The following is a 22,311-nucleotide window of genomic DNA, read 5'->3' as shown; positions in this document are numbered from 1 at the left end:
CGAGCTGACCGTGACCCGCAATGCCGGATCTGCTTTTATATCACTGGAGGCGCTATGAACTTTGAAATGTTGGAAACGGAAACCAACGGCACCATCATCAAGGTGGTGGGTGTTGGTGGCGCTGGCGGCAATGCCGTCCAGCACATGATCAACCGGGGTGTGCAGGGCGTGGACTTCATCGCCATGAACACTGACGCTCAGGCACTCGGCCGCTCGCAGGCCAGCGTGAGCATCCAGCTCGGCAAGACCGGTCTGGGCGCAGGCGCCAAGCCGGAGATGGGACGTGCGGCGGCTGAGGAAGCCCGTGAGCGCGTGGCCGACGCCCTGCGTGGGGCGCACATGGTGTTCATCACCGCCGGTATGGGCGGCGGCACGGGCACGGGCGCGGCACCGGTGGTGGCGCAGATTGCCAAGGAAATGGGCATTCTGACCGTCGGCGTGGTGTCGAAGCCGTTCGAGTTCGAAGGCGGCAAGCGCATGCGCGTGGCGGAGACGGGGGCGCAGGAGCTGGAAGACAACGTCGATTCGCTGATCGTCGTGCTCAACGACAAGCTGTTCGAAGTCATGGGCGACGACGCCGAGATGGACAAGTGCTTCCAGTGCGCCGACGACGTGCTGCATAACGCCGTGGCCGGCATCGCCGAAATCATCAACGTCGACGGTTTGGTGAACGTCGACTTTGAAGACGTGAAGACGGTGATGGGCGAACAAGGCAAGGCCATGATGGGGACGGCGACGGTGGCAGGTGTCGATCGTGCGCGTCTGGCGGCCGAGCAAGCCGTGGCGAGCCCGCTGCTCGAGGGTGTGGACTTGTCGGGTGCGCGCGGCGTGCTGGTCAACATCACGGCATCGCGTTCGCTGCGTCTGTCGGAAACGCGTGAAGTGATGAACACCATCAAGAGCTACGCTGCCGAAGACGCGACCGTGATTTTCGGTACCGTCTACGACGACAAGATGGGCGATGCGCTGCGCGTGACTGTTGTGGCAACCGGCCTGGGCCGCGCCGTCGCGAAGAAGGCTGCCGCACCGATGACGTTGCTCAAGACCGGTACCGACAATATGCCGATCGCCACCGGCCACGTGCCGAATGTCGGTCAGGCGGGCGGTACGGACTACGGCGCGCTCGATACGCCGGCCGTGTGGCGCAGCACGCGCGAGACCGCGGCGTCGCACGTTGCGGCATTGCAGGAAAAGGGTGTCGACACGTACGACATTCCGGCCTTCCTGCGCAAGCAAGCCGACTGACAGGGTCGCGCGCGGACCAGGTGCCAGTGCCTGGTGCCGCCGCACCTTGGGAATCGCGAGACCTATGCAGGTCGTCGTGAGGATTCGTCGTCGCTCCAACGACCATGCCGTGTGGCGTGGGGATGGTGCGCCGCAGTACGAGTCCGCATGACGATACGGCGAGGTTGTGAAGACGCGAGATGCCGTATCGCTGCGACAACCAGCGTCGCAAGCGGTGTCTACGCTTCACAGGTCACGAACGTTACGGGTAAGCGTTCGGATCCCTGACCCGGTCTCGCGGATCTGTCCCCCGACCGCTGCGGCATGCCTCCGTCGCGGCGGCCGGGGTGCCCCGACGATGGGCGATGCCCGGGCTTCGGCCTGATGTCGATTTTTGAAACGGCCTATTTCGTTTCGCGATAGGGGTGTGGACCAATCGATGCGGCAGAATTCGGAATGTTTAGTAACGAAGCGTTGCGTTTGTGGCACAGCGATAAAGGCTTCCATCTGGTATAATTGCATCTATGGTCACTAGCGTCCGATAGTTTAAATAAATAGCATGCTCAAGCAGCGCACTCTCAAATCCATCGCCAAGACAGTCGGCATCGGCTTGCACTCCGGTCGCAAGGTCGAGTTGTCGCTGCGTCCGGCGCCGCCCAACACGGGCATCGTCTTCTGCCGTACCGATCTGAATCCTCCTGTCGAGATTCCGGCGTCGGCAATGGCGATTGGCGACACGCGTCTTGCGTCGGTGCTGCAGAAAGAGGGCGCGCGGGTCTCCACCGTGGAGCACCTGATGTCGGCATGCGCGGGGCTGGGCATCGACAATCTGTATGTCGATGTGACGGCCGAAGAAATTCCAATCATGGACGGCAGCGCGGCAACGTTCGTCTTCCTGATTCAGTCGGCGGGCATCGAAGAGCAGGCGGCCGCCAAGAAATTCATTCGTGTGACGAAGCCGGTCGAGATTCGCGAAGGCGACAAGTTCGCCCGTCTCGAGCCTTACGAAGGCTTCAAGCTCAAGTTCACCATCGATTTTCGTCACCCGGCGGTCGATCGCACCGGTCAGGCGCTGGAGATCGACTTTGCCGATACGTCCTACGCGAAGGAGATTGCGCGCGCCCGTACGTTCGGCTTTGCGCATGAGGTCGAGATGCTGCGCGAACTGGGCCTGGCGCGCGGCGGCAGCATGGACAACGCCATCGTGCTCGACGAGTACCGCATCCTGAACAACGACGGCCTGCGTTACGACGACGAGTTCGTGAAGCACAAGATGCTCGACGCCATCGGCGACCTGTACGTGATTGGCCATCCGCTGCTGGCGTCTTACACAGCGTACAAGTCGGGGCACGGACTGAACAACCAGCTCTTGCGCGAGCTTCTCGCACAAGAGGCGTACGAGATTGTCACGTTCGAGCACGCCGAAGACGCACCGCGCGGCTTCCAGTTCGAGCCGCAGACGCAGTTCGCGTAAATCACGCAGGCCATAGGAAGCGCCGGCGGGTGGGGCGCGGATGTAACAAAACGAAAGCGCCGACTCTGCGGCGCTTTTTTATTTGACGCGCGCGCCAAATCGGCGTTGCGCTTGAATGCATCGCGCCATGGCAACCGACGGATTCAAGGCTTGCGCGGACCGCCGTAGGAATGGCGGGCCACCAGGCGAGCCAGGGCGTCGCGAAGCGGAGATGGCTCCAGCGCGTCGCGCAGATCGCGCAGGCTGACGAGGCCCTGCCGGGACAGGCGGGCCTCCTTGGGCGGCTTCTGGGGTTCGGGTGCCGTGATGCTCACACGGATCCGGATCGTGCGAATCAGCCAACCGCGCGTCGCCAGACCCTCGATCAGCGACGGCGTTTGCTGGCGCAGCCGAGCCGCCAGCGCATTATTGGCGACAAGGAAGACCAGCGCGCCCTCGCGCGGCGGCGCTAGCCGGACGCTGCCGCTGAGCGCGGCGGGCAACAACGCGTGCACGTCTCGCTCGAGTCGACCCAGTTGTTCGGCGGCGGCCAGCAACGAGCCGGCGCCGTCGGAGGCGCACAGCAGATCGGTGAGCGGGCGGGCAACGCGGGGAGCTTTGGGTCGTTTCATATGATGAGACAGAGGTTGCCGCGTATTTTACCCCGCCATCGGGCGTCGCCTCGGTCCGAACGCCGAAAAGGCCGGACGGCCCGCGCCCGAGGCCAGCGGGACGCGCCATGACAGCATGCTAGAATCCTTTTTTTAGTATAGGTATCGAACCGGCGAGAGGCCTGAGTGCCAAACACCGGTGACCCGCAGCGCGCAGGCGCGTTGGGCGATTCGGCACGCGTGGGGCAAAACCCTGAAGCGTTGCGAAGTTTGCCGACCGACTGCACGATTGCGAACGACATTTGCCGCCCTAACCAGTGATCCGATGATTCCCGGTCTTCTTAAAAAAGTATTTGGCAGCCGTAACCAGCGGCTTATCAAGCAGTACCAGAAAACCGTCTCGGCGATCAACGCCCTCGAGCCGCAGATCGCCCAGCTGAGCGATGAGCAACTGCGCGGCAAGACCGAGGAATTCAAGCAGCGTATCGCCCAGGGGGCGAGCGTGGATTCGTTGCTGGTCGAAGCCTTTGCGGTGTGCCGCGAAGCCGGCAAGCGCGTCCTCAAGATGCGCCACTTCGACGTTCAGCTCATTGGCGGCATGGTGCTGCACTTCGGCAAGATCGCCGAAATGCGCACGGGCGAAGGCAAGACGCTCGTCGCGACATTGCCCGCCTATCTGAACGCGCTCTCGGGCAAGGGCGTGCACGTCGTGACCGTCAACGATTACCTGGCCCAGCGCGACGCCGAGTGGATGGCGCGTCTGTACAACTTCCTCGGCCTGTCGGTGGGTATCAACCTGTCGCAGATGCCGCATGACGAGAAGCAGACAGCGTACGCGGCCGACATCACGTACGGCACGAACAATGAGTTCGGCTTCGACTACCTGCGCGACAACATGGTCTACGAGACCGAGCAGCGGGTGCAACGCACACTGAACTACGCCATCGTCGACGAAGTGGACTCGATCCTGATCGACGAGGCACGCACGCCGCTCATCATCTCCGGCCAGGCCGAAGATCACACCGAGCTGTATGTGAAGATGGATCGCTTGCCGGCGATGCTCGAGCGTCAGATCGGTGAAGAGAAGTCGGACGGCACGGGCGTCGAAGTGCCGGGCGATTACACGCTCGACGAGAAGGCGCGTCAGGTCTTTCTGACCGAGCGCGGCCACGAGAAGGCTGAGCAACTGCTCGCCGAGTGGGGCATGATCGCCGAGGGCGACAGTCTTTATGCGCCGCAGAACATTACCCTCATGCACCATGTGTACGCCGCCCTGCGCGCGCACACGCTGTTCCACAAGGACCAGCATTACGTGGTGCAGAACGACGAGATCGTCATCGTCGACGAGTTCACCGGCCGTCTGATGGCCGGTCGCCGCTGGTCCGAAGGTCTGCACCAGGCGGTGGAAGCGAAGGAGCGCGTCTCGATCCAGCACGAGAACCAGACGCTGGCCTCCATCACGTTCCAGAACTACTTCCGCATGTACGCCAAGCTCTCGGGCATGACCGGGACGGCGGATACCGAAGCGTTCGAATTCAACGAGATCTATCGTCTCGAGACGGTGGTGATCCCGACCAACCGCCCGCCCAAGCGGATCGACCGTCAGGATCAGATCTACAAGACGGCCAAGGAAAAGTACGACGCGGTCATCAAGGACATTCGCGATTGCGTGGAGCGTGGCCAGCCGGTGCTGGTGGGCACGACGTCGATCGAGACGTCGGAGTACCTCTCGCAACTGCTCACGAGCGCGAAGCTGCCGCACCAGGTGCTCAACGCCAAGCAACACGCGCGCGAAGCCGAGATCGTCGCGCAGGCGGGGCGTCCGGGCGTCATCACCATCGCCACCAACATGGCCGGTCGTGGTACCGACATCGTGCTCGGTGGCAACGTCGAGAAGCAATCGGGTTTCATCGAAATGGATGCGAGCCTGTCCGACGCGGACAAGCAAGCCCGCATCCAGCAATTGCAGGACGAATGGCAGGGTCTGCATGAGCAGGTGAAGACGGCAGGCGGTTTGCACATCATTGGTACCGAACGCCACGAATCTCGCCGTATCGACAACCAGTTGCGCGGCCGTTCGGGCCGTCAGGGCGATCCGGGCTCGTCGCGTTTTTACCTGTCGCTGGAAGATCCGCTGCTGCGCATCTTCGCCGGCGACCGCGTTCGTTCGATCATGGATCGTCTGAAGATGCCGGAAGGCGAAGCCATCGAGGCGGGCATTGTCACGCGTTCGATCGAGTCGGCACAGCGCAAGGTCGAAGCACGCAACTTCGACGTGCGCAAGCAGCTGCTCGAATACGACGACGTGTCCAACGATCAGCGCAAGGTGATCTACCAGCAGCGGAATGAACTGCTCGAAGCGCAAGACGTCTCGGACACCATCGCAGGCATGCGTCAGAGCGTGTTCCAGGATCTGGTGCGCACCTGCGTGCCGGCCGGTACGGTCGAAGAGCAGTGGGACCTCAAGGGGCTGGAGACGGTGCTGCGCGAAGAGTGGCAGCTCGATTTGCCGCTGCAGTCGCGTATCGAAGGCTCGGAAGAAATCGACGACGAGGACATCCTCAAGGAAGTGATGGACGCCGCCGAAGCGTCATATCAGGCCAAGGTCGAACTGGTGGGACGCGAGTCGTTCTCGGGGTTCGAGCGCTCGGTCATGCTTCAGAGCGTGGATTCCAACTGGCGCGAGCATCTGGCCGCGTTGGATCACCTGCGTCAAGGCATCCATCTGCGCGGTTACGCGCAGAAGAATCCGAAGCAGGAATACAAGCGCGAAGCGTTCGAATTGTTCGCCCAACTGCTTGAGACCATCAAGCTCGAAGTCACGCGCGTCATCATGAACGTGCGTATCCAGTCGCAGGAAGAGCTCGAACAGGCAACGGAAGCGCTCGACGACAGCGCGGGCGGTCTGATCAACGTCGAGTTCAAGCACGACGAACTCGAGACGGTGGGCGGCGACGGAGAGATCGACGAAGACGCGGGGCGTCCGGTGGTGTCGGCGCTGGCCCAGGCGGCCAGCGCGGCGATGGCCGGCGGCGACTTGTTGCCGAAGGTTGGCCGCAACGATGCCTGCCCGTGCGGCAGCGGCAAGAAATTCAAGCACTGCCACGGCAAACTGTCTTAAGATGTGAACCGATCGACGCGGCGCCGACTCAGGATCGGCGCCGCGTCGTTTGTAGCGCCGGTTTTTCGACCGGCCGCACCGATCAACCGCCGCCCCGGCGGAGTGTCGTGCCGACATCGCCAGGGCGGGAGCTGTAACGCTCATCTCTCGCGGGCGAACCCACATGGCCGTCAATTTCCCCTCGATCGAAGCCTCCCAACTGCGCGCCGTGCCCGGCGTCGAACTGGGCTGGGCCGAAGCCAATATCCGCAAGCCGAACCGTAAGGACGTGCTGGTCATGCGACTGGCCCCGGTAGCACGGTGTCAGGCGTTTTCACGACGAACCGCTTCTGCGCGGCGCCGGTGACGGTCTGCAAGACCCATCTGGCCGCGCAGGCGGGCATTCGTGCGCTTGTTGTCAACACGGGCAACGCCAACGCGGGCACCGGCGAACCGGGCATGGTCGCCACGCGGGCAACGTGCGACGCGCTCGCTAAGCTGCTGTCGGTCAATCCGAACCAGATTCTGCCGTTCTCGACCGGCGTGATCCTCGAACCGCTCCCGGTTGACCGTCTGGTCGCCGGTCTGCCGCAAGCCATTGCCAATCTGGCGCCCGCACACTGGTACGAGGCAGCGCAATCGATCATGACGACCGATACGCTGCCGAAAGCCGCCTCGCGTGAGGTCGTGATCGAAGGCAAGACCCTCGTCCTCACCGGCATCAGCAAGGGGCGGGCATGATCAAGCCGAACATGGCAACCATGCTCGGCTTCGTGGGCACCAATGCGCGCGTGGCGCAGCCGGTGCTCGACGCGCTCGTCAAGTACGTGGCGGATCGTTCGTTCAACGCCATCACCATCGACGGCGATACGTCGACCAACGATTCGTTTATCGTCGCGGCCACGGGCCAGACCGATCTGCCGGAAATCGCCAGCACGGACACGCCCGCCTTTGCCGCGTTCCGCGACGCCTTGCTGTCGATCTCGCAGGAATTGGCGCAATTGATCGTGCGTGACGGCGAAGGCGCGACCAAATTCATCACCGTGACGGTCGAGGGCGGCCGTGATGTGGCGGAGTGCCGTCAGATCGCCTATGCCATCGGGCATTCGCCGCTGGTGAAGACGGCGTTTTACGCGTCCGATCCGAATCTGGGCCGCATTCTGGCCGCCATCGGTTATGCGGGGGTGAACGACCTCGACGTCAGCAAGGTCGACCTCTATCTCGACGACGTGCTGGTCGCCCGCGCGGGCGGCCGCAATGCCGACTATCGCGAGGAAGAGGGACAGCGCGTGATGAAGCAAAGCGAAATCACGGTCCGCGTGGTGCTCGGCCGCGGCGCCGCCGCCGCCACGTTGTGGACTTGCGACCTCTCGCACGACTACGTGAGCATCAACGCGGATTACCGTTCCTAAGCCCTGACGCGAGCGCCGCGCGCCTCCCACCGGGGGCGCCGCGTGTCGATGCCCGATCGGCGTCGGCCCTGCGTTAGCGGCACTGGCCGGCAGTATCGGCCCATCGCCGGCAGGTGGCAAAAGCACCGCGGCGGGCAGCGAAAGGAAACGACAACACGACGAAGCATCGACACAAGCGCCTGTGAGCGGCGCGGGGGATTTCGAAGCATGGACAAGTTGGAGCAGTTCCTCACGCGCGCCGAAGGCGTGCTGGCCCGGTTGGAGGTCATGTTGCCGCCGGCCGCTCCCGAGATCGACTGGCGCGCCGCGGTGGCCTTTCGCTGGCGCAAGAAGCAGGGGCGCGGATTTCTGCAGCCCGTGGCGCATGTATCGACGATCACGCTGGGCGATCTGCAGAATATCGAGCGCCAGAAAGGGCTGATCGAACAGAATACGCGTCAGTTTGTGCGTGGCGAACCGGCCAACAACGTGTTGCTCACCGGTGCGCGCGGCACGGGCAAGTCGTCACTGATCAAGGCTTGCCTGAATCAGTACGCCTCGGAAGGCCTGCGTCTGATCGAAGTCGACAAAGATGACCTGGTCGATCTGGGCGATATCGTCGATTTGATTTCGCAGCGCCCCGAGCGCTTCGTCGTGTTCTGCGACGACCTGTCGTTTGAAGATGGTGAGTCGGGTTACAAGGCGCTCAAGGTCGCGCTCGACGGCTCGGTGGCGGCCCAGTCGGACAATGTACTGATCTACGCGACGTCGAATCGCCGTCATCTGTTGCCCGAGTACATGAAGGACAACGAAAGCTATCGCCACACCGATGACGGTGAGATTCATCCGGGGAAGTGATCGAAGAGAAGATCTCGTTGTCCGAGCGATTCGGGCTGTGGGTGAGCTTCTACCCGTTCAAGCAGGACGACTACCTGACGATCGTCGGTCACTGGTTGCAGCATTTTGGCGTGCCGGCGGATCAAACGGAATCGGCGCGTCATGAGGCCCTGATCTGGGCGCTCGAGCGCGGTTCGCGTTCGGGCGCGTGGCTTTCCAGTTCGCTCGCGACTGGGCGGGCAAGCTTCGGAGCGCGTCACACGCCGCGTGATGTGCGGGTGAGCGGGGCGCCGTGGCCCATCGGCCATGAGCCATGCACCGCTCGACCGGGAAATTCGCAGGCAGCGCAGATGGCGCAGATGGCGCAAGGATGGCGAAGGATTATGACAGTGTCGAAACGATATGCGCCCGACGGGCGTCCCATCACGGAAGTGGCCGTCGGCGTGATGGTGCGCGCGGATGGCTCGGTGCTCCTCGGTCAGCGCCCGGCGGGCAAACCGTACGCGGGTTATTGGGAGTTTCCGGGGGCAAGCTGGAGGCGGGCGAGTCGGTCGCCGCGGCGCTCGCGCGTGAACTGCACGAGGAACTGGGGGTGACGGTGGAGCGTTGCGCGCCGTGGCGCGTCCTCGAACACGATTACCCCCATGCCTATGTGCGTCTGCATTTCTGCAAAGTCACCGCATGGCAGGGCGAGCCGCACGGCAAGGAAGGGCAGGCACTGGCATGGCAGCGCCCGCCGGTGAGCGTGGAGCCGTTGCTGCCGGCGGCTCTGCCGCCGCTGAGCTGGCTCTCGGAGGAGCTCGCCACGAAGTCGTCGGGACGGCCGTAGCGGCGGATCGCGACGCTGCCGATTGACCGAATGACCGGTTGACTGGTTGCGGCGCTTCCGAGCGCGCTCCCAGACGCACAAAAGGCACCCGCGAGGGTGCCTTTTGCGTTGGGTGGGATGATGGTCGTCCGTGCGCGCTGTGCGGCATCAGCGCATCAGCGCTGCGTCGGATCGAGCGGGGCGTCTTGCGAGGGATCGTCGGGCGAGTCGGCGGGGATCGTGTACTTCTCTGCCGCCCAAGCGCCGATGTCGATCTGCTTGCAACGCTCCGAGCAGAACGGGCGGAATTTCGCCTCGGGTCCCCAAACCACTTTCTTGCCGCAGGTCGGGCAGTTGACGACGGTCGTCATGGATTTAGAGATTGCAGAGCGTGAGCAGGAACGGCACGTCGCTGTCGACCGGACGCGGTTTGAGATCGCCGTCCTGTGTGGTGAAGCGCACCCACAGCATGTACTTGTTGGCGCTGGCTTCGGGAATGACCCGCAACTCGGGCGCCACTCTCACCTGCATCAGTTGATAGACACGGCCGGTCAGCATCTGCTGGTAGCTGCCTTGCTGCGCCATCGCCTTGCTGGCGTGACCGGACTCCCGGGCGAGCCCCAGCACGATGCCAAGGGCGTCGCGTATCGGAAACAGCGGGCCGATCCATTTATCGATGTCCTGACGGCGCTGCTCGGCATCGTTGTGACGCCAGGCGTAATACGACGGAAGGTCGAAGCGGCACGTGCCGCCGGGGATCACCGAGCGGCTGCGAATGCTGGCTAGCCATTCGTTGTCGTTCAGATGCTGGCCGGGCTTGCCGGGAATCTGGTTGAGGTTCGCAATCGCCACCTCGACTTCGCCGATGAACTGTTCGAGCGCGTCGGAGGCGATATCGGGATTGCCGCGATAGGTGGTCAGCGTCTGACGTTGCCGGTCGAGTTCCTTGACCAGTTCGTTCTTCAGGTCGGTGCGTCCGGCGATGTCGGCAATCTCGAACATCGTGATCAGCGCCGCGTGATGATCGAGCGGCTGATCCTGCCCGACGAAAAAGGCAAAGCGCCCGAACAGCTCTTCCAGCCGAAGCAGCGTGCGAATGCGTTCGTTGAGCGGATATTCGTACAGGATCAAGCGCGGTGGCCCAGAAGTTGGCGCTTTTCAGCGTAATGGCGACATTCTAATGCCGGAATCTGTCGAGGCGCAACGCGCGTGGGCGCTCATTCGAAGGCGGGGCGTGCGAGCGGCGCTGTTCATGCGAACGCCGGCGTCGATCAACGCCCTTCGGCCTGCGCCGCAAACTTCAGATACGCCGCATGCAAACGGTCGACCTGTGGGGCGAGTGGGGCATGCTGGACATCGTTGTCGATGACGTCGTCGGCGGCGGCGAGCCGCTGCGCCCGACTTGCCTGACGCGCCATGATCGCCTGCACCTGGTCGCGCGTGAAGCCGTTACGGGACATGACGCGCGCGATCTGCGTCTGCTCAGTGCAATCGACGACGAGCACGCGCTGCACGCGCTCTCGCCACTTCCCGGATTCCACCAGCAGGGGCACGACGAAAATCAGATAGGGCCCTTTGGCGTCGCTGGCGGCACGCTCGCACTCCGTGCGAATCAACGGGTGGGTAATGGCCTCCAAACGTGCTCTGGCCGCATCGTCCGTGAAGACGGCGTCGCGCATGCGTGCGCGGTCGAGCGCCCCGTCCGGGGCAACAAAGGCGTCGCCGAACTCGCGCCGGATCGCGGGCATGGCCGCGCCGCCCGGAGCGGTGATGCTGTGCGCGATGGCATCGGTGTCGATGATGGCGATGCCGTGCGTGGCGAACAGGTTGGCGACCGTCGTCTTGCCGCTACCGATGCCGCCGGTCAGGCCGATGGCGTAAGTCATGGCGTTCCTCCAATCCAGATCAACAGGCCATTGCCGCCAAACAGCGTGGCGATGCCCGCGGCGGCGAGAAAGGCGCCGAAAGGAAACATTTGATCGCTGCGCAGTCGTCCGGTGAGCCAGGCGGTGCCGGCGATCACGATGGCGAGCACACAGGCGAGCAGCAGGATCTGTAGCAGGGCGGTCCAACCGAACCACGCACCCAGCGCCGCGTAGAGCTTGAAGTCGCCGAAGCCCATGCCCTCGCGCCGACGCAGCCACCAGTACACCCAATACAACGCCCACAGGCTCAGGTAGCCGGTCGCGGCCCCGACGACCGCCGCCGGGAGCGCGGCGAACCAGTGCCCGAGGTTGCACAGCAGGCCTGCCCACAACAGCGGCAGCGTGAGGATGTCAGGCAGGAGTTGCGTATCGTGATCGATGTATGCGAGCGCAATGAGTGTCCAGACGAGTCCGAGTGCGCCGAGGCTCTGCCAGGTCGGGCCGAAGCGCCAAGCCACGGCGACGCTCAGCGCGCCGCTGAGGAGCGAGAGTTGCCAGCGGCGAGGCGCTGCAGCGTCCGCCAACGGGGCGGGAGGTGCTGCGAGTGGGGCGCTGAGCGCCATCGAGGCGGATGGCGGGGCAGCTTGATGAAAAGGAGCGCGCAGGGCCGATGCGTTCGTGGCATCGACCGCCTGCATCTCTTCCAGCCACGCCCGTTCGATCGCCGCGGGCACGCGCCGCACGACGGCATCGAGACCGAGCCCGGCGACGACGCCCAAGGCGGCGAACAGCACAAAGCGCCAGTGAGGTGCCAGTTGCGCCAGCCAATCGACCGGTAGCAGCTCTGCGTAACCGTTCATGCGACACCGTATCCGAGTTGGAACATCGGCAGGTACATGGCGAGGACCATGCCGCCGATCAGCAGGCCAAGAAACGTAATCATGATGGGTTCGAGCGCCGCACAGGCACTGACCAGCGCGTGCGAAGCGTCTTCGTCGAGCAGGCCGGCGGCCTGATTGAGCATGCGCCCGAGTGTACCCGATTCCTCCCCGATCACGGTCAGTTGCGCGATGATCAGGGGCCAGTGTGCATCGGCCTCGAGCGAGGTCGCCAGACGCGCACCTCGGGCGACTTCCCGGTGCACGTCGTGCGCCGCGCGCTGCATGACGAGGTTGCCGCATGCGCTCGCGGCGGCGTCCATCGCGTCGGGAAGCGCGACGCCCGCGTCGAGCAACGTGCCAAGGGTTCTGGCCCACCGGGCAGCGCTCAGCATGCACAGGATGCGTCCGGCGCCGGGCAGTTGCAAGAGCAGGCGATCCCGGAGACGCCGCGTTCGGGGACTGCGGCGCAATGCCGCCGCGACGACCAGCCCGGCGATGCCCAGGCCGACCAGCAGCCACGGGCCGTTTGTCAGCGACGCTCGCGAGAGGTCGATGAGCCATCGCGTGAGCGGCGGCAGGGGCATGCCGCCACCGGCGGCGCTGGCGAACAGTCGCTCGAACTCCGGGATCACCCACTGCAGCAGCGCCATCACGACGGCCAGTGCGACGACCAGCACCGTCAGCGGATAGGCAAGCGCGCGCTGGAGCTTCTCTCGCACCGTTCGCGTGTGATCGTAATGCGCACTCAGACGTGCCAGCGTTGGGCCGAGCTGACCGCTCAGTTCGGCGGCGGCAATCAATTGACAGTCGACGCCGCTGAAACGGTGGCTGGCCTGCGCCATAGCGTGCGCCAACGGATGCCCGCGCCCGACGTCCAGTCCGATATCGGACGCGAGCCGCTTGAGCCCTCGCGTATGGGCGCCACGCGCGAGTACGTCGAGGGCTGACGTGAGCGGCACCCCCGCACCGAGCAACGTGGCGAGGCGCCGAACCAGATCGGTGGCATCGGCGGTTCCGACGCGTCTGGAGGGCGTATGCCGGCGACCCGGCCGCAAATGCGTGATCGTCACGGGCTGGCCGCGCAGCAGCAAACGCGCGGCGGCTTCGCCGTGGGCGAGCACCTCGCCGCGCCGGCATTGCCCCTGGGCATCGCGACCTTGCCAGTGCCAGCGGCGGGGCTGCGCTATACGCGACATGGTTCACCCCTGCGCACTGTGACGCGCGGCGATCGGTGGTTCGACCCTACTGCGGCCTGGCGCGCGGCATGTGCCGATGGAATCGACGCGTTATGCCGCGCGCGCGGTAGCTGAGCATCAGGCGGGCGTGGTCGCATCGACATCCTCCTCGCTTACGGTGCCTGTTGCGCAATGCCAGAGACCGGCTTCGCGCAGGGTCATCACACCTTCGCGCTGCGCTTGCGCCGCGAGTGCGTGAGGGCTTCGGGCCTGTGCAATGTTGGTCGCTTGCACCGCGCTGATCGGCATGACCTGGAACGCACCGATGCGCCCGGCGAAGCCCGTGCCGTGACAGCGCATGCAGGGCGGGCCGGCCCGGACGATGTCCTCTGGCGCACGACCGGGTTCGCAACCCGCCGGACACCGACGCCTGAGCAAGCGCTGTGCGCTGATGAGCAGCAGCGTCGACGACAGATTGAACGGTGCGACCCCGAGATCGAACAGTCGGGCGAGTGTGCTCGTCGCGTCGTTCGCATGGACGGTTGCGAATACGAGGTGTCCGGTCTGCGCCGCCTGCACGGCGATCTCGGCGGTTTGGGTATCGCGAATCTCGCCGACGACGAGCACGTCCGGATCCTGTCGAAGAAACGCGCGCAAGGCGGTCGCGAAGTCGAGCCCGGCGCGCTCGTTGAGATTGACCTGCGTGACCCCTGGCAAGCGGATTTCGACCGGGTCTTCGATGGTGACGATATTGCGCGAGGTGTCGTTGAGCCGCTTGAGGCAACTGTAAAGTGAGACGGTCTTGCCGCTGCCGGTTGGGCCGGTCAGCAGAATCATGCCGTGTGGCCGAGCAATGGCGCGCGTGAGCGCGAGGTACTGCTTTGGCGTGTAGCCGAGTCCTTCCAGCGAGAGCGGAACCTTCGCGCCATCGAGCAGACGCACGACAAGCTTCTCGCCGTGCAGCGTGGGCAATGCGCTGACGCGGCACTCCACGGGTTCGCCCGCTTCGCGCCACACCATGCGCCCGTCCTGCGGCAGACGCTTCTGGGCGATATCCAGATTGGCGAGCACCTTCAGGCGTGAGACGAGCATGTCGCGCCACGGCAGCGGCACATCGCAGTGCTCGTAAAGATGGCCGTCGATCCGCAGTCGAATGCGAAAGCGTTGTGCCATCGGTTCGAAGTGCACATCGGACGCGCCAGCCCGAACCGCCTCGCCCAGCATCTGTTCGAGAAACTGCAAGGGGGTGGTGGCGTCGAGCGATGCGCGCGACGTTGACGCGAGCGGCTCGGTGGTTGTCGCCGTGGCGGAGACTTCAGAGGAATGAAATGACATGACAGGGTCTGACGAGTGCTGCGTGAAACGTCAGTCTCGTCAAAACCCTGGAGCGGCTCAATCGGAATTGCCCGAAAAATGGGCGGGTGTCACGTGCAGTGAACGAGGGCGACTCAATCCTGCGACGGCGTTCGTGTGCCGGGCTTGAACAGGCGCACCATTTTGATCGCCTGATTGTCGATTTGCACGATTTCCATACGAACACCGCTGATCTCGAGGCTGACGGTGGCCTCGGGGATCTCGCGCAGCACTTCGAGGATCAGTCCATTGAGCGTCTTCGGACCGTCGGTCGGCAAATGCAGGTTCAACCGGCGATTCAGGTCGCGCAGCCCTACGCCGCCGCTGACCAGGCAATCGTCATCCGAGGTCCAGCCTGACCGGCTCCCGCCCGTACCCGGCGTGCTCGTCGTGAACTCGCCGATGAGTTCCTCGATGATGTCCTCGGTGGTGAGCAGTCCTTCGACTTCGCCGTATTCGTTGACGACCAGCCCGATGCGCCGATGGTTCTCCTGGAAATACTGCAGTTGCCGTAACGCGGGCGTGTCGCTCGGGATGAAATACGGCTCGACGAGCAACGCGCGCAACGTGTCGGCCGAGAGATCGTCCGGGTGTTGCAGGGCGGCCAGCGTGCGGCGCACCGGCAGAATGCCGATGACGCGATCGATGTCGCCGTCGTAGACCGGCAGCTTGTTGTGATAGCAGGTCGCGAGCTGCGAGAGCAGCGTGTCGAGCGGTGCCGAGATGTCGAGTGCCTCGATGCGCGCGCGCGGCACCATCACGTCGTCGACCGCGATGTTTTCTAGATCGAGCAGATTGAGCAGCACACTGCGCGGCTTGGTCGGCATGTAGTTGCTGGCCTCGAGCACGATGGTGCGCAGTTCTTCCGTCGTGAGACGAACTTCGCCGGCTGCGCGACGTGTGTCGATGCGCAGCACGCGCAGCATGCCGCGCACGAAGCCGTTGAGCACCCACACGAGCGGCGCGGCCAGCGTCACGATCGGCTTGAGCAATCGGCTCGTCGGCAGTGCAATGCGTTCGGGATACGTCGCACCGACAATCTTTGGCCCGATCTCGGCGAAGATGATGATGAGCAGCGCAATGAGTGCCGTCGCGACCGAGAGCGTGATGGCGTCGTTGCCAAAGTAGCGCACCGCGATCGATGTGGTGAGCACGGGGACGACGGTATTGATGACGTTATTGCCGACGAGAATCGTCGAGAGCAGGTCTTCGGTGCGAGCGAGCAGGCCTTGCGTTGTCCTGGCACCGTGCGCGTTCATCCGGACGAGATGTTTCAGGCGATGGCGGTTGAGCGCCATCATGCTCGTTTCGGAAATGGAGAAGAATCCCGAGCAGATGATCAGGAGGGCGACGGCGCAAATCTGCGCCCACAAGGGCAGGGCTTCCAAGCGTTTGGGTGCGCAAATGGCACGGGCGGGTGGCAATGAGTTGCCACTATAGCAGAGGGGATGCGGCGGTCGGCCGCGTCGGGCACCGGGTGCGCTGTGCAAGCCTGATGTGTTGCACGCCAAGCGATTCGATGCCTGGACGCATCGCGATGATGCGTCGATGACGTGTGCAACAGGCATAAAAAAACCGCCGGACACGTCCGGCGGTTTTTTTGCTTTGCTCGCGAGCAAAGGTCATTCTGGTCGGGGTGAGAGGATTCGAACCTCCGGCCTCTACGTCCCGAACGTAGCGCTCTACCAGGCTAAGCTACACCCCGCTTTCGATACTGCTACTTCGCCGTTAAGTGCGTCGCGCTATCGAGTAAGAACACAATTCTAGCAGGCTATTTTTGTATTGGGAAGAGGGTAGCGCTGAAATTGTTTGTGCCGCAGCGTCGGCTTCTTCCTTGGCACGTGCCAGCGTGTAATCGAGCGCGCCCGTGCGCGTGATCGCAGCGAGGATCGGTTCGAACTTGTCGGTGCCGCCATTCTCGATGGCTTCACGCACGAGTGCGCGCTCGTCGTCGGTGCCATGTTGCAGCACGTGAATGAGCGGTAGCGTCGGCTTGCCCTCGCGCAGATCGTCGCCAGCGTTCTTGCCCATCGCGTCGGTGTCGCCTGCGTAGTCGAGCCAATCGTCCATCAACTGGAATGCGGTGCCGAGACGTCCGCCGTATTCGCGCACGGCCGCTTCGGTTTGCGCGTCGGCGTTGGCGAGCACGGCAGCGAGTTGCGTTGCCGCTTCGAACAGCGTGGCCGTCTTGTACTGGATGACCTGCAGATAGCGCGCTTCGTCGACGTCCGGGTCGTGCATGTTCAGCAACTGCAACACTTCGCCTTCGGCAATCACGTTGGTGGCGCGCGCGAGAATTTGCATCACGCGCATGTTGTCCACGCTCACCATCATTTCGAAGGAGCGTGAATACAGGAAGTCGCCCACCAATACCGATGCCGCGTTGCCGAACAGCGCATTCGCCGTTTGCTTGCCGCGACGCAGGTCGGATTCGTCGACGACGTCGTCGTGAAGCAGTGTCGAGGTATGAATGAACTCGATGACCGCGGCCAACTCGAAGCGATGCGGCGAGCTCACGCCAAGCGCACCGGACACAAGCAGCAGCAACGCCGGGCGCAGCCGTTTGCCGCCCGAATTGATGATGTATTCCGAGATCTGATTGATCAGGACCACCTCGGAGGCCAGCCGGTGGCGGATAAGCTGGTCGACGGCACGCATGTCGTCGGCGATGGCGGCCAGTACGTTCTGGGAAGAAGTCGAAGCAGTCAAGACAAGGCTCGGGTGAGGAAAATTTCGCCCCAAATTATATAGTGGGCGCGGCGACTTTCGGGGACCAGCCCCGCGGTTTGACAGGTTTCACGGAAGTCTTTGACGCAAAAGGAGAAAGTCTGTATAATTCCCGCTTTTCGTGCGCGCATTCGTTGCGTCAAGTCCGAGAATACCTAGGTATGACGGTCTGCGGCGGTGCGATGGGCTGGTAAGTCGAGTCCTTTCGGGACCCTCGGCCTGCGCGGAAAATTCTCTTGTTTATGAGTGAGGTTCAACAATGTACGCGGTCATAAAAACCGGCGGCAAGCAATATAAGGTTGCTGCTGGCGAAAAACTTAAAGTAGAACAGATACCGGCTGACATTGGCGCTGAAATCACCATCGACCAGGTTCTCGCCGTAGGCGAGGGCGAATCGATTAAGTTCGGTGCGCCGTTGGTCAGTGGGGCTTCCGTCAAGGCTACCGTTATCGCCCAGGGTCGTCACCCCAAGGTGAAGATTTTCAAGATGCGCCGTCGCAAGCACTACCAAAAGCGTCAAGGCCATCGCCAAAACTACACCGAGCTGCGTATCGACAGCATCAACGGCTAATCGATCGAGCTAGGTAAGGAGTTAAGTCATGGCACACAAAAAAGCAGGCGGATCGTCCCGTAACGGCCGCGATTCAGAGTCGAAGCGCCTCGGCGTGAAGGTGTACGGCGGTCAGGCGATCCTGGCTGGCGGCATCATCGTTCGCCAACGTGGTACTCGTATGCATGCCGGCGAAAATGTCGGTATTGGTAAGGACCACACGCTGTTTGCACTGGCCGACGGCCACGTGCAATTCGCCATCAAGGGCGCAGCGAAGAAGCAAGTGGTTAGCGTGGTGCCGGCAGCGTAAGCTAAGCCTTTTGCCACCAAAAGGCTCCGCTTCCATGCGGAGCCTTTTTTGTTTTTCCCGCCGGTGCGCGGCGAGCATTTTGCGCGTCGGTCGGGCCATTACACAGAGTTAGGATCGTCTGCGGACGGTCAATTGAGCGGAACGGACCCCCATGAAATTCATTGACGCAGCGCGTATCGAGGTGATCGCCGGGAACGGCGGCAACGGCTCGGCATCGATGCGCCGCGAGAAATTCGTGCCGTTCGGCGGACCCGACGGCGGCGACGGCGGTCGCGGCGGCAGCGTGTTTGCCGTGGCGGATCGCAATATCAACACCCTGATCGATTACCGCTACGCGAGGAAGCACCTCGCAAAGCACGGGGAATCCGGTCGAGGCGCAGATTGCTATGGCAAGGGGGGCGAGGATGTCTACCTGCGCATGCCGGTCGGCACCATCATCAGCGACATGGACACCGGCGAGACCATCGCCGACCTGACCGAGCACGGTCAGGAAGTCGTGCTCGCACAAGGCGGCGCGGGTGGTCTGGGCAACCTCCATTTCAAGTCGAGCACGAACCGCGCGCCCCGTCAGAAGACGGACGGCAAGCCGGGCGAGCGTCGCATGCTCCAGCTCGAGCTGAAGGTGCTCGCGGACGTCGGTCTGCTCGGCATGCCCAATGCGGGCAAGTCGACGTTCATCGCTTCGGTGTCGAACGCGCGCCCGAAGATCGCCGATTATCCGTTCACGACGCTGCACCCGAATCTGGGGGTCGTGCGCACCGCGCCGGGCAAGAGCTTCGTGATTGCGGATATTCCCGGCCTGATCGAAGGCGCGGCCGATGGGGCCGGCCTCGGTCACCAGTTCCTGCGTCACTTGCAACGCACGGGCCTGTTGCTTCACATCGTGGACATTGCGCCGTTCGACGAGGGTGTCGATCCGGTGGCCGATGCCAAGGCCATCATCCTTGAGCTCCAGAAGTACGACGAGGAACTGTTCCAGAAGCCGCGTTGGCTGGTACTCAACAAGGTCGACATGGTGCCGGAAGCGGAACGCGCCGAGCGCGTTGCCGACTTCCAGAAGCGCTTCGCCTGGGACGGCCCGACGTTCGAGATTTCCGCCTTGACCGGCGAAGGTTGCGAGAAGCTGTGTCTGGCCGTGCAAGAGTATTTGTATCAACAACGCGGCGCCGTGGAAGAAGCGATGGAAGACGCTGCGCAGGATCCGCGTTTTCGTGCGGGCAGTGCCGCCCCGGTGGCCGACGTCGCCCCGCAGGCGCCCCCGGACGACGCGCCAAAGGCGTAAACTCCTTCTCACTCAAACGCTGGCGATGGCGCTGCCTGTCATCGCGCCAATGCCAGCGATCCGGCTGCGGTAGCGCCGACTTCCCAATACATTCGCAGGAGAATCCAGTTCCATGCGTTCGGTCATCGCCGATGCCAAGCGGCTCGTGGTGAAAGTGGGATCCAGTCTCGTGACCAACGACGGTCGCGGGCTGGACGATGTCGCGATTGCGCGATGGGCGCAACAGATCGCCGCGCTGCGGCATGGTGGCGACGCTCGCCCGCCAAAGCAGGTGGTGCTCGTCAGCTCGGGTGCCATTGCCGAGGGCATGCAGCGCCTCGGCTGGGTGCGCCGTCCGACCGCCATCGACGAATTACAGGCGGCGGCGGCCGTGGGACAAATGGGCCTCGCGCAGGTCTATGAGACGCGCTTCGCCGAACACGGCGTGCGCACCGCGCAGATTCTGCTCACGCACGCCGATCTGGCCGACCGCGAACGCTATCTGAACGCGCGAACGACCTTGCTCACGTTGCTCCGTCTGGGCGTGGTGCCGATCATCAACGAGAACGACACGGTCGTGACCGACGAAATCAAGTTCGGCGATAACGACACGTTGGGTGCACTCGTGACGAATCTGATCGACGGCGACGCACTGGTCATCCTGACCGATCAATCGGGCCTGTACACGGCCGATCCGCGCAAGGACCCCAAGGCCGAGTTCGTCCACGAGGCCGAAGCGGGTGACGAGCGTCTCGAAGCGATGGCCGGTGGCGCGGGCACCAATATCGGACGTGGCGGCATGCTGACGAAAATCCTGGCGGCCAAGCGCGCAGCGACCAGCGGCGCGCATACCGTGATCGCGTCGGGGCGCGAGGACGACGTGCTTGTGCGTCTGGCGAGCGGCGAGGCCATCGGCACGCAGTTGGTCGCGCGCACGGCCGTGCTCACCGCCCGCAAGCAATGGATGGCCGATCATTTGCAGGTGCGCGGTCGCGTGGTCATCGATGCGGGCGCGTGCAAGAAGCTGACGCAAGAGGGCAAGAGCCTGCTGCCGATCGGTGTGATCGATGTCGAAGGCACGTTTGCCCGCGGCGAAGTGATTGCTTGCGTGGACGAGGGCGGCCTTGAAGTCGCGCGCGGGCTGTCGAATTACAGCGCCTCGGAGGCGCGTCTGATTCGGCGTCACCCGAGCAGCGACATCGAACAGGTGCTGGGCTTTGCGAACGAGCCCGAGCTGATCCATCGCGACAATCTGATCTTGCGCTGAGCCCCACGGCGGGGCGATGGCCTCGCGCCTGACAGGCAAAAACGCCGGCACGCAATGCGAACTGCGTGACCGGCGTTTTTCATCTCGACGGTCAATCGTTATCGACCGTGCGTCGGCGGCTTAACGATAGTTCTGGTTCTGATCGAACTTCGGGTAGCGCAGGTTCTGCACGATTTCCTTGGCATCCCCCAATGGGGCCTTGTCCCGACAGAGATAGTCGCGGTACAGGATGCCCTGATAGGCCGTTGCACCATAAGGACGAATCGGACGCCATTCGCTGTTGCGCGCCGCAACCCATGTGCCATCCGGTCGGCCCGTTGCGTACAGACGCGACTCGAACGACGAGCAATGAATGCCTTCGAACGAGACGTTGCGCGCCCCCTGTTTGCTGCGGATCACAGCGACGTAGCGGACCACGCCATCCGTTGTCACCTGCACCGACTTCGTGTCGATGGCGTAGTCGAGCGTGGCGCTCGGCAGGGTGGGGAAGCTCACGAGATCGGCGTCTTGCGGGGCCTTGGCCGGCAGGGCGAATTCAGCTTCCTTCCACTTGCCCTTGGAGGCTTCCTGCTGGGCGACGTATTCGTCGTAGTCCTGGACGGGCTGCATCATGCTGCTACAGGCGGTCATCAGCGCCAGTGCGGCCAAAGGGGCCAGGGCGGTCAGGCGCGGGGCGCGGCGAGCGAGGGAAAGACGCATGGAATGGGATCGAGAAGTCGGTTGGGCGGCGGATCAGCGATAGCGGACGATCCGCGCGGCATCCCGGAGGATGCCAGGTCAAAAGGAGGGCGCGGGCATGACGCCCGCGACCGATGATGGGACAAGCCGGCGGCGGCTCGGATCAGTGCTCCCGAGGCGGTGTGCCGACACTGGCGGCACCTGCCATTTCGCCGGCCTCGTCGACACAACTGCCGCCGTCGCAGGTGTCGTCATCCGCAATGCTCGCGCCCGGCGGCAATTCGCCGACCCGGGCCCCGGCGCGCGGAAAGCGTCGCCGATCCTGCTGCGCGCGCGCCGCCGAGCGTCGCAGATAGCGCGAGAGTTCGTTCAGCGCGAGTTGGTAGACCTCGCGCTTGAACTCGATCACGGCGTCGAGCGGCACCCAATATTCGTTCCAGCGCCAGGCATCGAACTCCGGATGCTCGGTCGCGCGCAGGCAGATATCGCAGTCGCGACCGACCATGCGCAGCAGGAACCAGATTTGCTTCTGGCCCCGGTAATGTCCGCGCACTTCGCGCTTGATGAATTTGTCCGGCACCTCATAACGCAGCCAGTCGCGCGTGCGACCGATGATTTTGACGTGTTCTGGCTTTAGCCCGGTTTCTTCGTGCAATTCTCGGAACATGGCTTGTTCGGGCGTTTCGCCGTACTTGATGCCGCCTTGCGGGAACTGCCAGGAGTGCTCGCCCAGCCGCTTGCCCCAGAACACTTCATTGCGTGCGTTTAAGAGGATGATGCCGACGTTCGGGCGAAAGCCTTCACGGTCAAGCATACAACC

At 63.6% G+C, this 22,311-nt stretch carries 18 protein-coding genes, 1 tRNA gene and 3 pseudogenes; 10 read left to right on the top strand and 12 right to left on the bottom strand.

The annotated features are described in order from the left end of the window. The first annotated feature begins 54 nt into the window (after nt 1-54). Together ftsZ and lpxC are read left to right on the top strand one after the other, a co-directional pair. Nucleotides 55-1,245 carry a cell division protein FtsZ gene (gene ftsZ, locus DRB87_RS19990; RefSeq protein ID WP_017234750.1) on the top strand — a complete coding sequence of 397 codons (1,191 nt, stop codon included), beginning with the start codon at nt 55-57 and terminating at the stop codon, nt 1,243-1,245. Nucleotides 1,246-1,783: 538 nt separating this feature from the next. Beyond that, nucleotides 1,784-2,698, top strand: a complete 915-nt coding sequence (gene lpxC, locus DRB87_RS19985; RefSeq protein WP_130027179.1) for a UDP-3-O-acyl-N-acetylglucosamine deacetylase — start codon at nt 1,784-1,786, stop codon at nt 2,696-2,698. Nucleotides 2,699-2,841: 143 nt separating this feature from the next. On the opposite strand, the gene DRB87_RS19980 is transcribed toward lpxC, so the two are convergent. Continuing rightward, nucleotides 2,842-3,309 carry a DciA family protein gene (locus tag DRB87_RS19980; RefSeq protein WP_017234748.1) on the bottom strand — a complete coding sequence of 156 codons (468 nt, stop codon included), beginning with the start codon at nt 3,307-3,309 and terminating at the stop codon, nt 2,842-2,844. A gap of 304 nt (nt 3,310-3,613) precedes the next feature. On the opposite strand from DRB87_RS19980, the gene secA reads away from it, so the two are divergent. The 4 genes and pseudogenes from secA (at nt 3,614) to DRB87_RS19960 (ending at nt 9,445) form a co-directional block, all read left to right on the top strand. After that, on the top strand, nt 3,614-6,409 hold the full coding sequence (gene secA, locus DRB87_RS19975; RefSeq protein ID WP_017234747.1) for a preprotein translocase subunit SecA: 2,796 nt from the start codon (nt 3,614-3,616) through the stop codon (nt 6,407-6,409). Nucleotides 6,410-6,572: 163 nt separating this feature from the next. Further along, a pseudogene (gene argJ, locus DRB87_RS19970) lies at nt 6,573-7,800 on the top strand (bifunctional glutamate N-acetyltransferase/amino-acid acetyltransferase ArgJ). Between the two features lie 207 nt (nt 7,801-8,007). Continuing rightward, nucleotides 8,008-8,887 (top strand): annotated as a pseudogene (locus tag DRB87_RS19965) (ATP-binding protein). A gap of 112 nt (nt 8,888-8,999) precedes the next feature. Beyond that, nucleotides 9,000-9,445: pseudogene (locus DRB87_RS19960) on the top strand (NUDIX domain-containing protein). 155 nt (nt 9,446-9,600) lie between these two features. Here the strand turns inward: DRB87_RS19960 and yacG are convergent. The 9 genes from yacG to DRB87_RS19915 all read right to left on the bottom strand — a co-directional run bounded on the left by yacG (nt 9,601) and on the right by DRB87_RS19915 (nt 17,356). Further along, nucleotides 9,601-9,795: a DNA gyrase inhibitor YacG gene (gene yacG / locus DRB87_RS19955; RefSeq protein WP_017234743.1), complete on the bottom strand. Its 195-nt coding sequence runs from the start codon at nt 9,793-9,795 to the stop codon at nt 9,601-9,603. 4 nt (nt 9,796-9,799) lie between these two features. Beyond that, nucleotides 9,800-10,555, bottom strand: a complete 756-nt coding sequence (gene zapD / locus DRB87_RS19950) for a cell division protein ZapD (protein ID WP_130027177.1) — start codon at nt 10,553-10,555, stop codon at nt 9,800-9,802. A 140-nt stretch (nt 10,556-10,695) separates the two neighbouring features. After that, entirely contained in the window at nt 10,696-11,310 is a 615-nt protein-coding gene (gene coaE, locus DRB87_RS19945; RefSeq protein WP_130027175.1) for a dephospho-CoA kinase, read from the bottom strand. Further along, the gene (locus tag DRB87_RS19940) at nt 11,307-12,149 is read right to left on the bottom strand and encodes an A24 family peptidase (protein WP_130027173.1); all 843 of its coding nucleotides are present in this window, start codon (nt 12,147-12,149) and stop codon (nt 11,307-11,309) included. Before DRB87_RS19940 ends, coaE begins: the two co-directional genes overlap by 4 nt. Then, complete coding sequence (locus tag DRB87_RS19935) at nt 12,146-13,366, bottom strand: type II secretion system F family protein (RefSeq protein WP_130027171.1); 1,221 nt, start codon at nt 13,364-13,366, stop codon at nt 12,146-12,148. The genes DRB87_RS19940 and DRB87_RS19935 overlap by 4 nt, the downstream gene beginning before the upstream one ends. 117 nt (nt 13,367-13,483) lie before the next feature. Beyond that, entirely contained in the window at nt 13,484-14,680 is a 1,197-nt protein-coding gene (locus DRB87_RS19930; protein ID WP_130027169.1) for a GspE/PulE family protein, read from the bottom strand. 113 nt (nt 14,681-14,793) lie between these two features. Beyond that, entirely contained in the window at nt 14,794-16,086 is a 1,293-nt protein-coding gene (locus tag DRB87_RS19925) for an HlyC/CorC family transporter (protein ID WP_165385377.1), read from the bottom strand. A gap of 240 nt (nt 16,087-16,326) precedes the next feature. Then, nucleotides 16,327-16,403, bottom strand: a tRNA-Pro gene (locus tag DRB87_RS19920). Nucleotides 16,404-16,426: 23 nt separating this feature from the next. Beyond that, complete coding sequence (locus DRB87_RS19915; RefSeq protein WP_083902357.1) at nt 16,427-17,356, bottom strand: polyprenyl synthetase family protein; 930 nt, start codon at nt 17,354-17,356, stop codon at nt 16,427-16,429. Nucleotides 17,357-17,684: 328 nt separating this feature from the next. On the opposite strand from DRB87_RS19915, the gene rplU reads away from it, so the two are divergent. From rplU to proB, 4 genes are all read left to right on the top strand, one after another. Beyond that, nucleotides 17,685-17,996, top strand: coding sequence for a 50S ribosomal protein L21 (gene rplU / locus DRB87_RS19910; protein WP_010803930.1), 312 nt, complete (start codon nt 17,685-17,687; stop codon nt 17,994-17,996). Nucleotides 17,997-18,024: 28 nt separating this feature from the next. Beyond that, nucleotides 18,025-18,285, top strand: a complete 261-nt coding sequence (rpmA, locus tag DRB87_RS19905; RefSeq protein WP_017234735.1) for a 50S ribosomal protein L27 — start codon at nt 18,025-18,027, stop codon at nt 18,283-18,285. 151 nt (nt 18,286-18,436) lie between these two features. Further along, nucleotides 18,437-19,567 carry an Obg family GTPase CgtA gene (cgtA, locus tag DRB87_RS19900; protein ID WP_130027168.1) on the top strand — a complete coding sequence of 377 codons (1,131 nt, stop codon included), beginning with the start codon at nt 18,437-18,439 and terminating at the stop codon, nt 19,565-19,567. A gap of 112 nt (nt 19,568-19,679) precedes the next feature. Continuing rightward, complete coding sequence (gene proB, locus DRB87_RS19895; RefSeq protein WP_130027166.1) at nt 19,680-20,813, top strand: glutamate 5-kinase; 1,134 nt, start codon at nt 19,680-19,682, stop codon at nt 20,811-20,813. A 120-nt stretch (nt 20,814-20,933) separates the two neighbouring features. Here proB and DRB87_RS19890 read toward each other — a convergent pair whose 3' ends face one another. Further along, the gene (locus DRB87_RS19890) at nt 20,934-21,512 is read right to left on the bottom strand and encodes a CNP1-like family protein (RefSeq protein WP_130027164.1); all 579 of its coding nucleotides are present in this window, start codon (nt 21,510-21,512) and stop codon (nt 20,934-20,936) included. Nucleotides 21,513-21,654: 142 nt separating this feature from the next. Further along, complete coding sequence (locus DRB87_RS19885) at nt 21,655-22,305, bottom strand: RNA pyrophosphohydrolase (protein ID WP_130027162.1); 651 nt, start codon at nt 22,303-22,305, stop codon at nt 21,655-21,657. Nucleotides 22,306-22,311: the final 6 nt, after the last annotated feature.

This window comes from Pandoraea sp. XY-2 (assembly GCF_004193915.1).
Taxonomy (GTDB): domain Bacteria; phylum Pseudomonadota; class Gammaproteobacteria; order Burkholderiales; family Burkholderiaceae; genus Pandoraea; species Pandoraea cepalis.
This window is presented reverse-complemented; position numbering and strand designations above follow the sequence as displayed.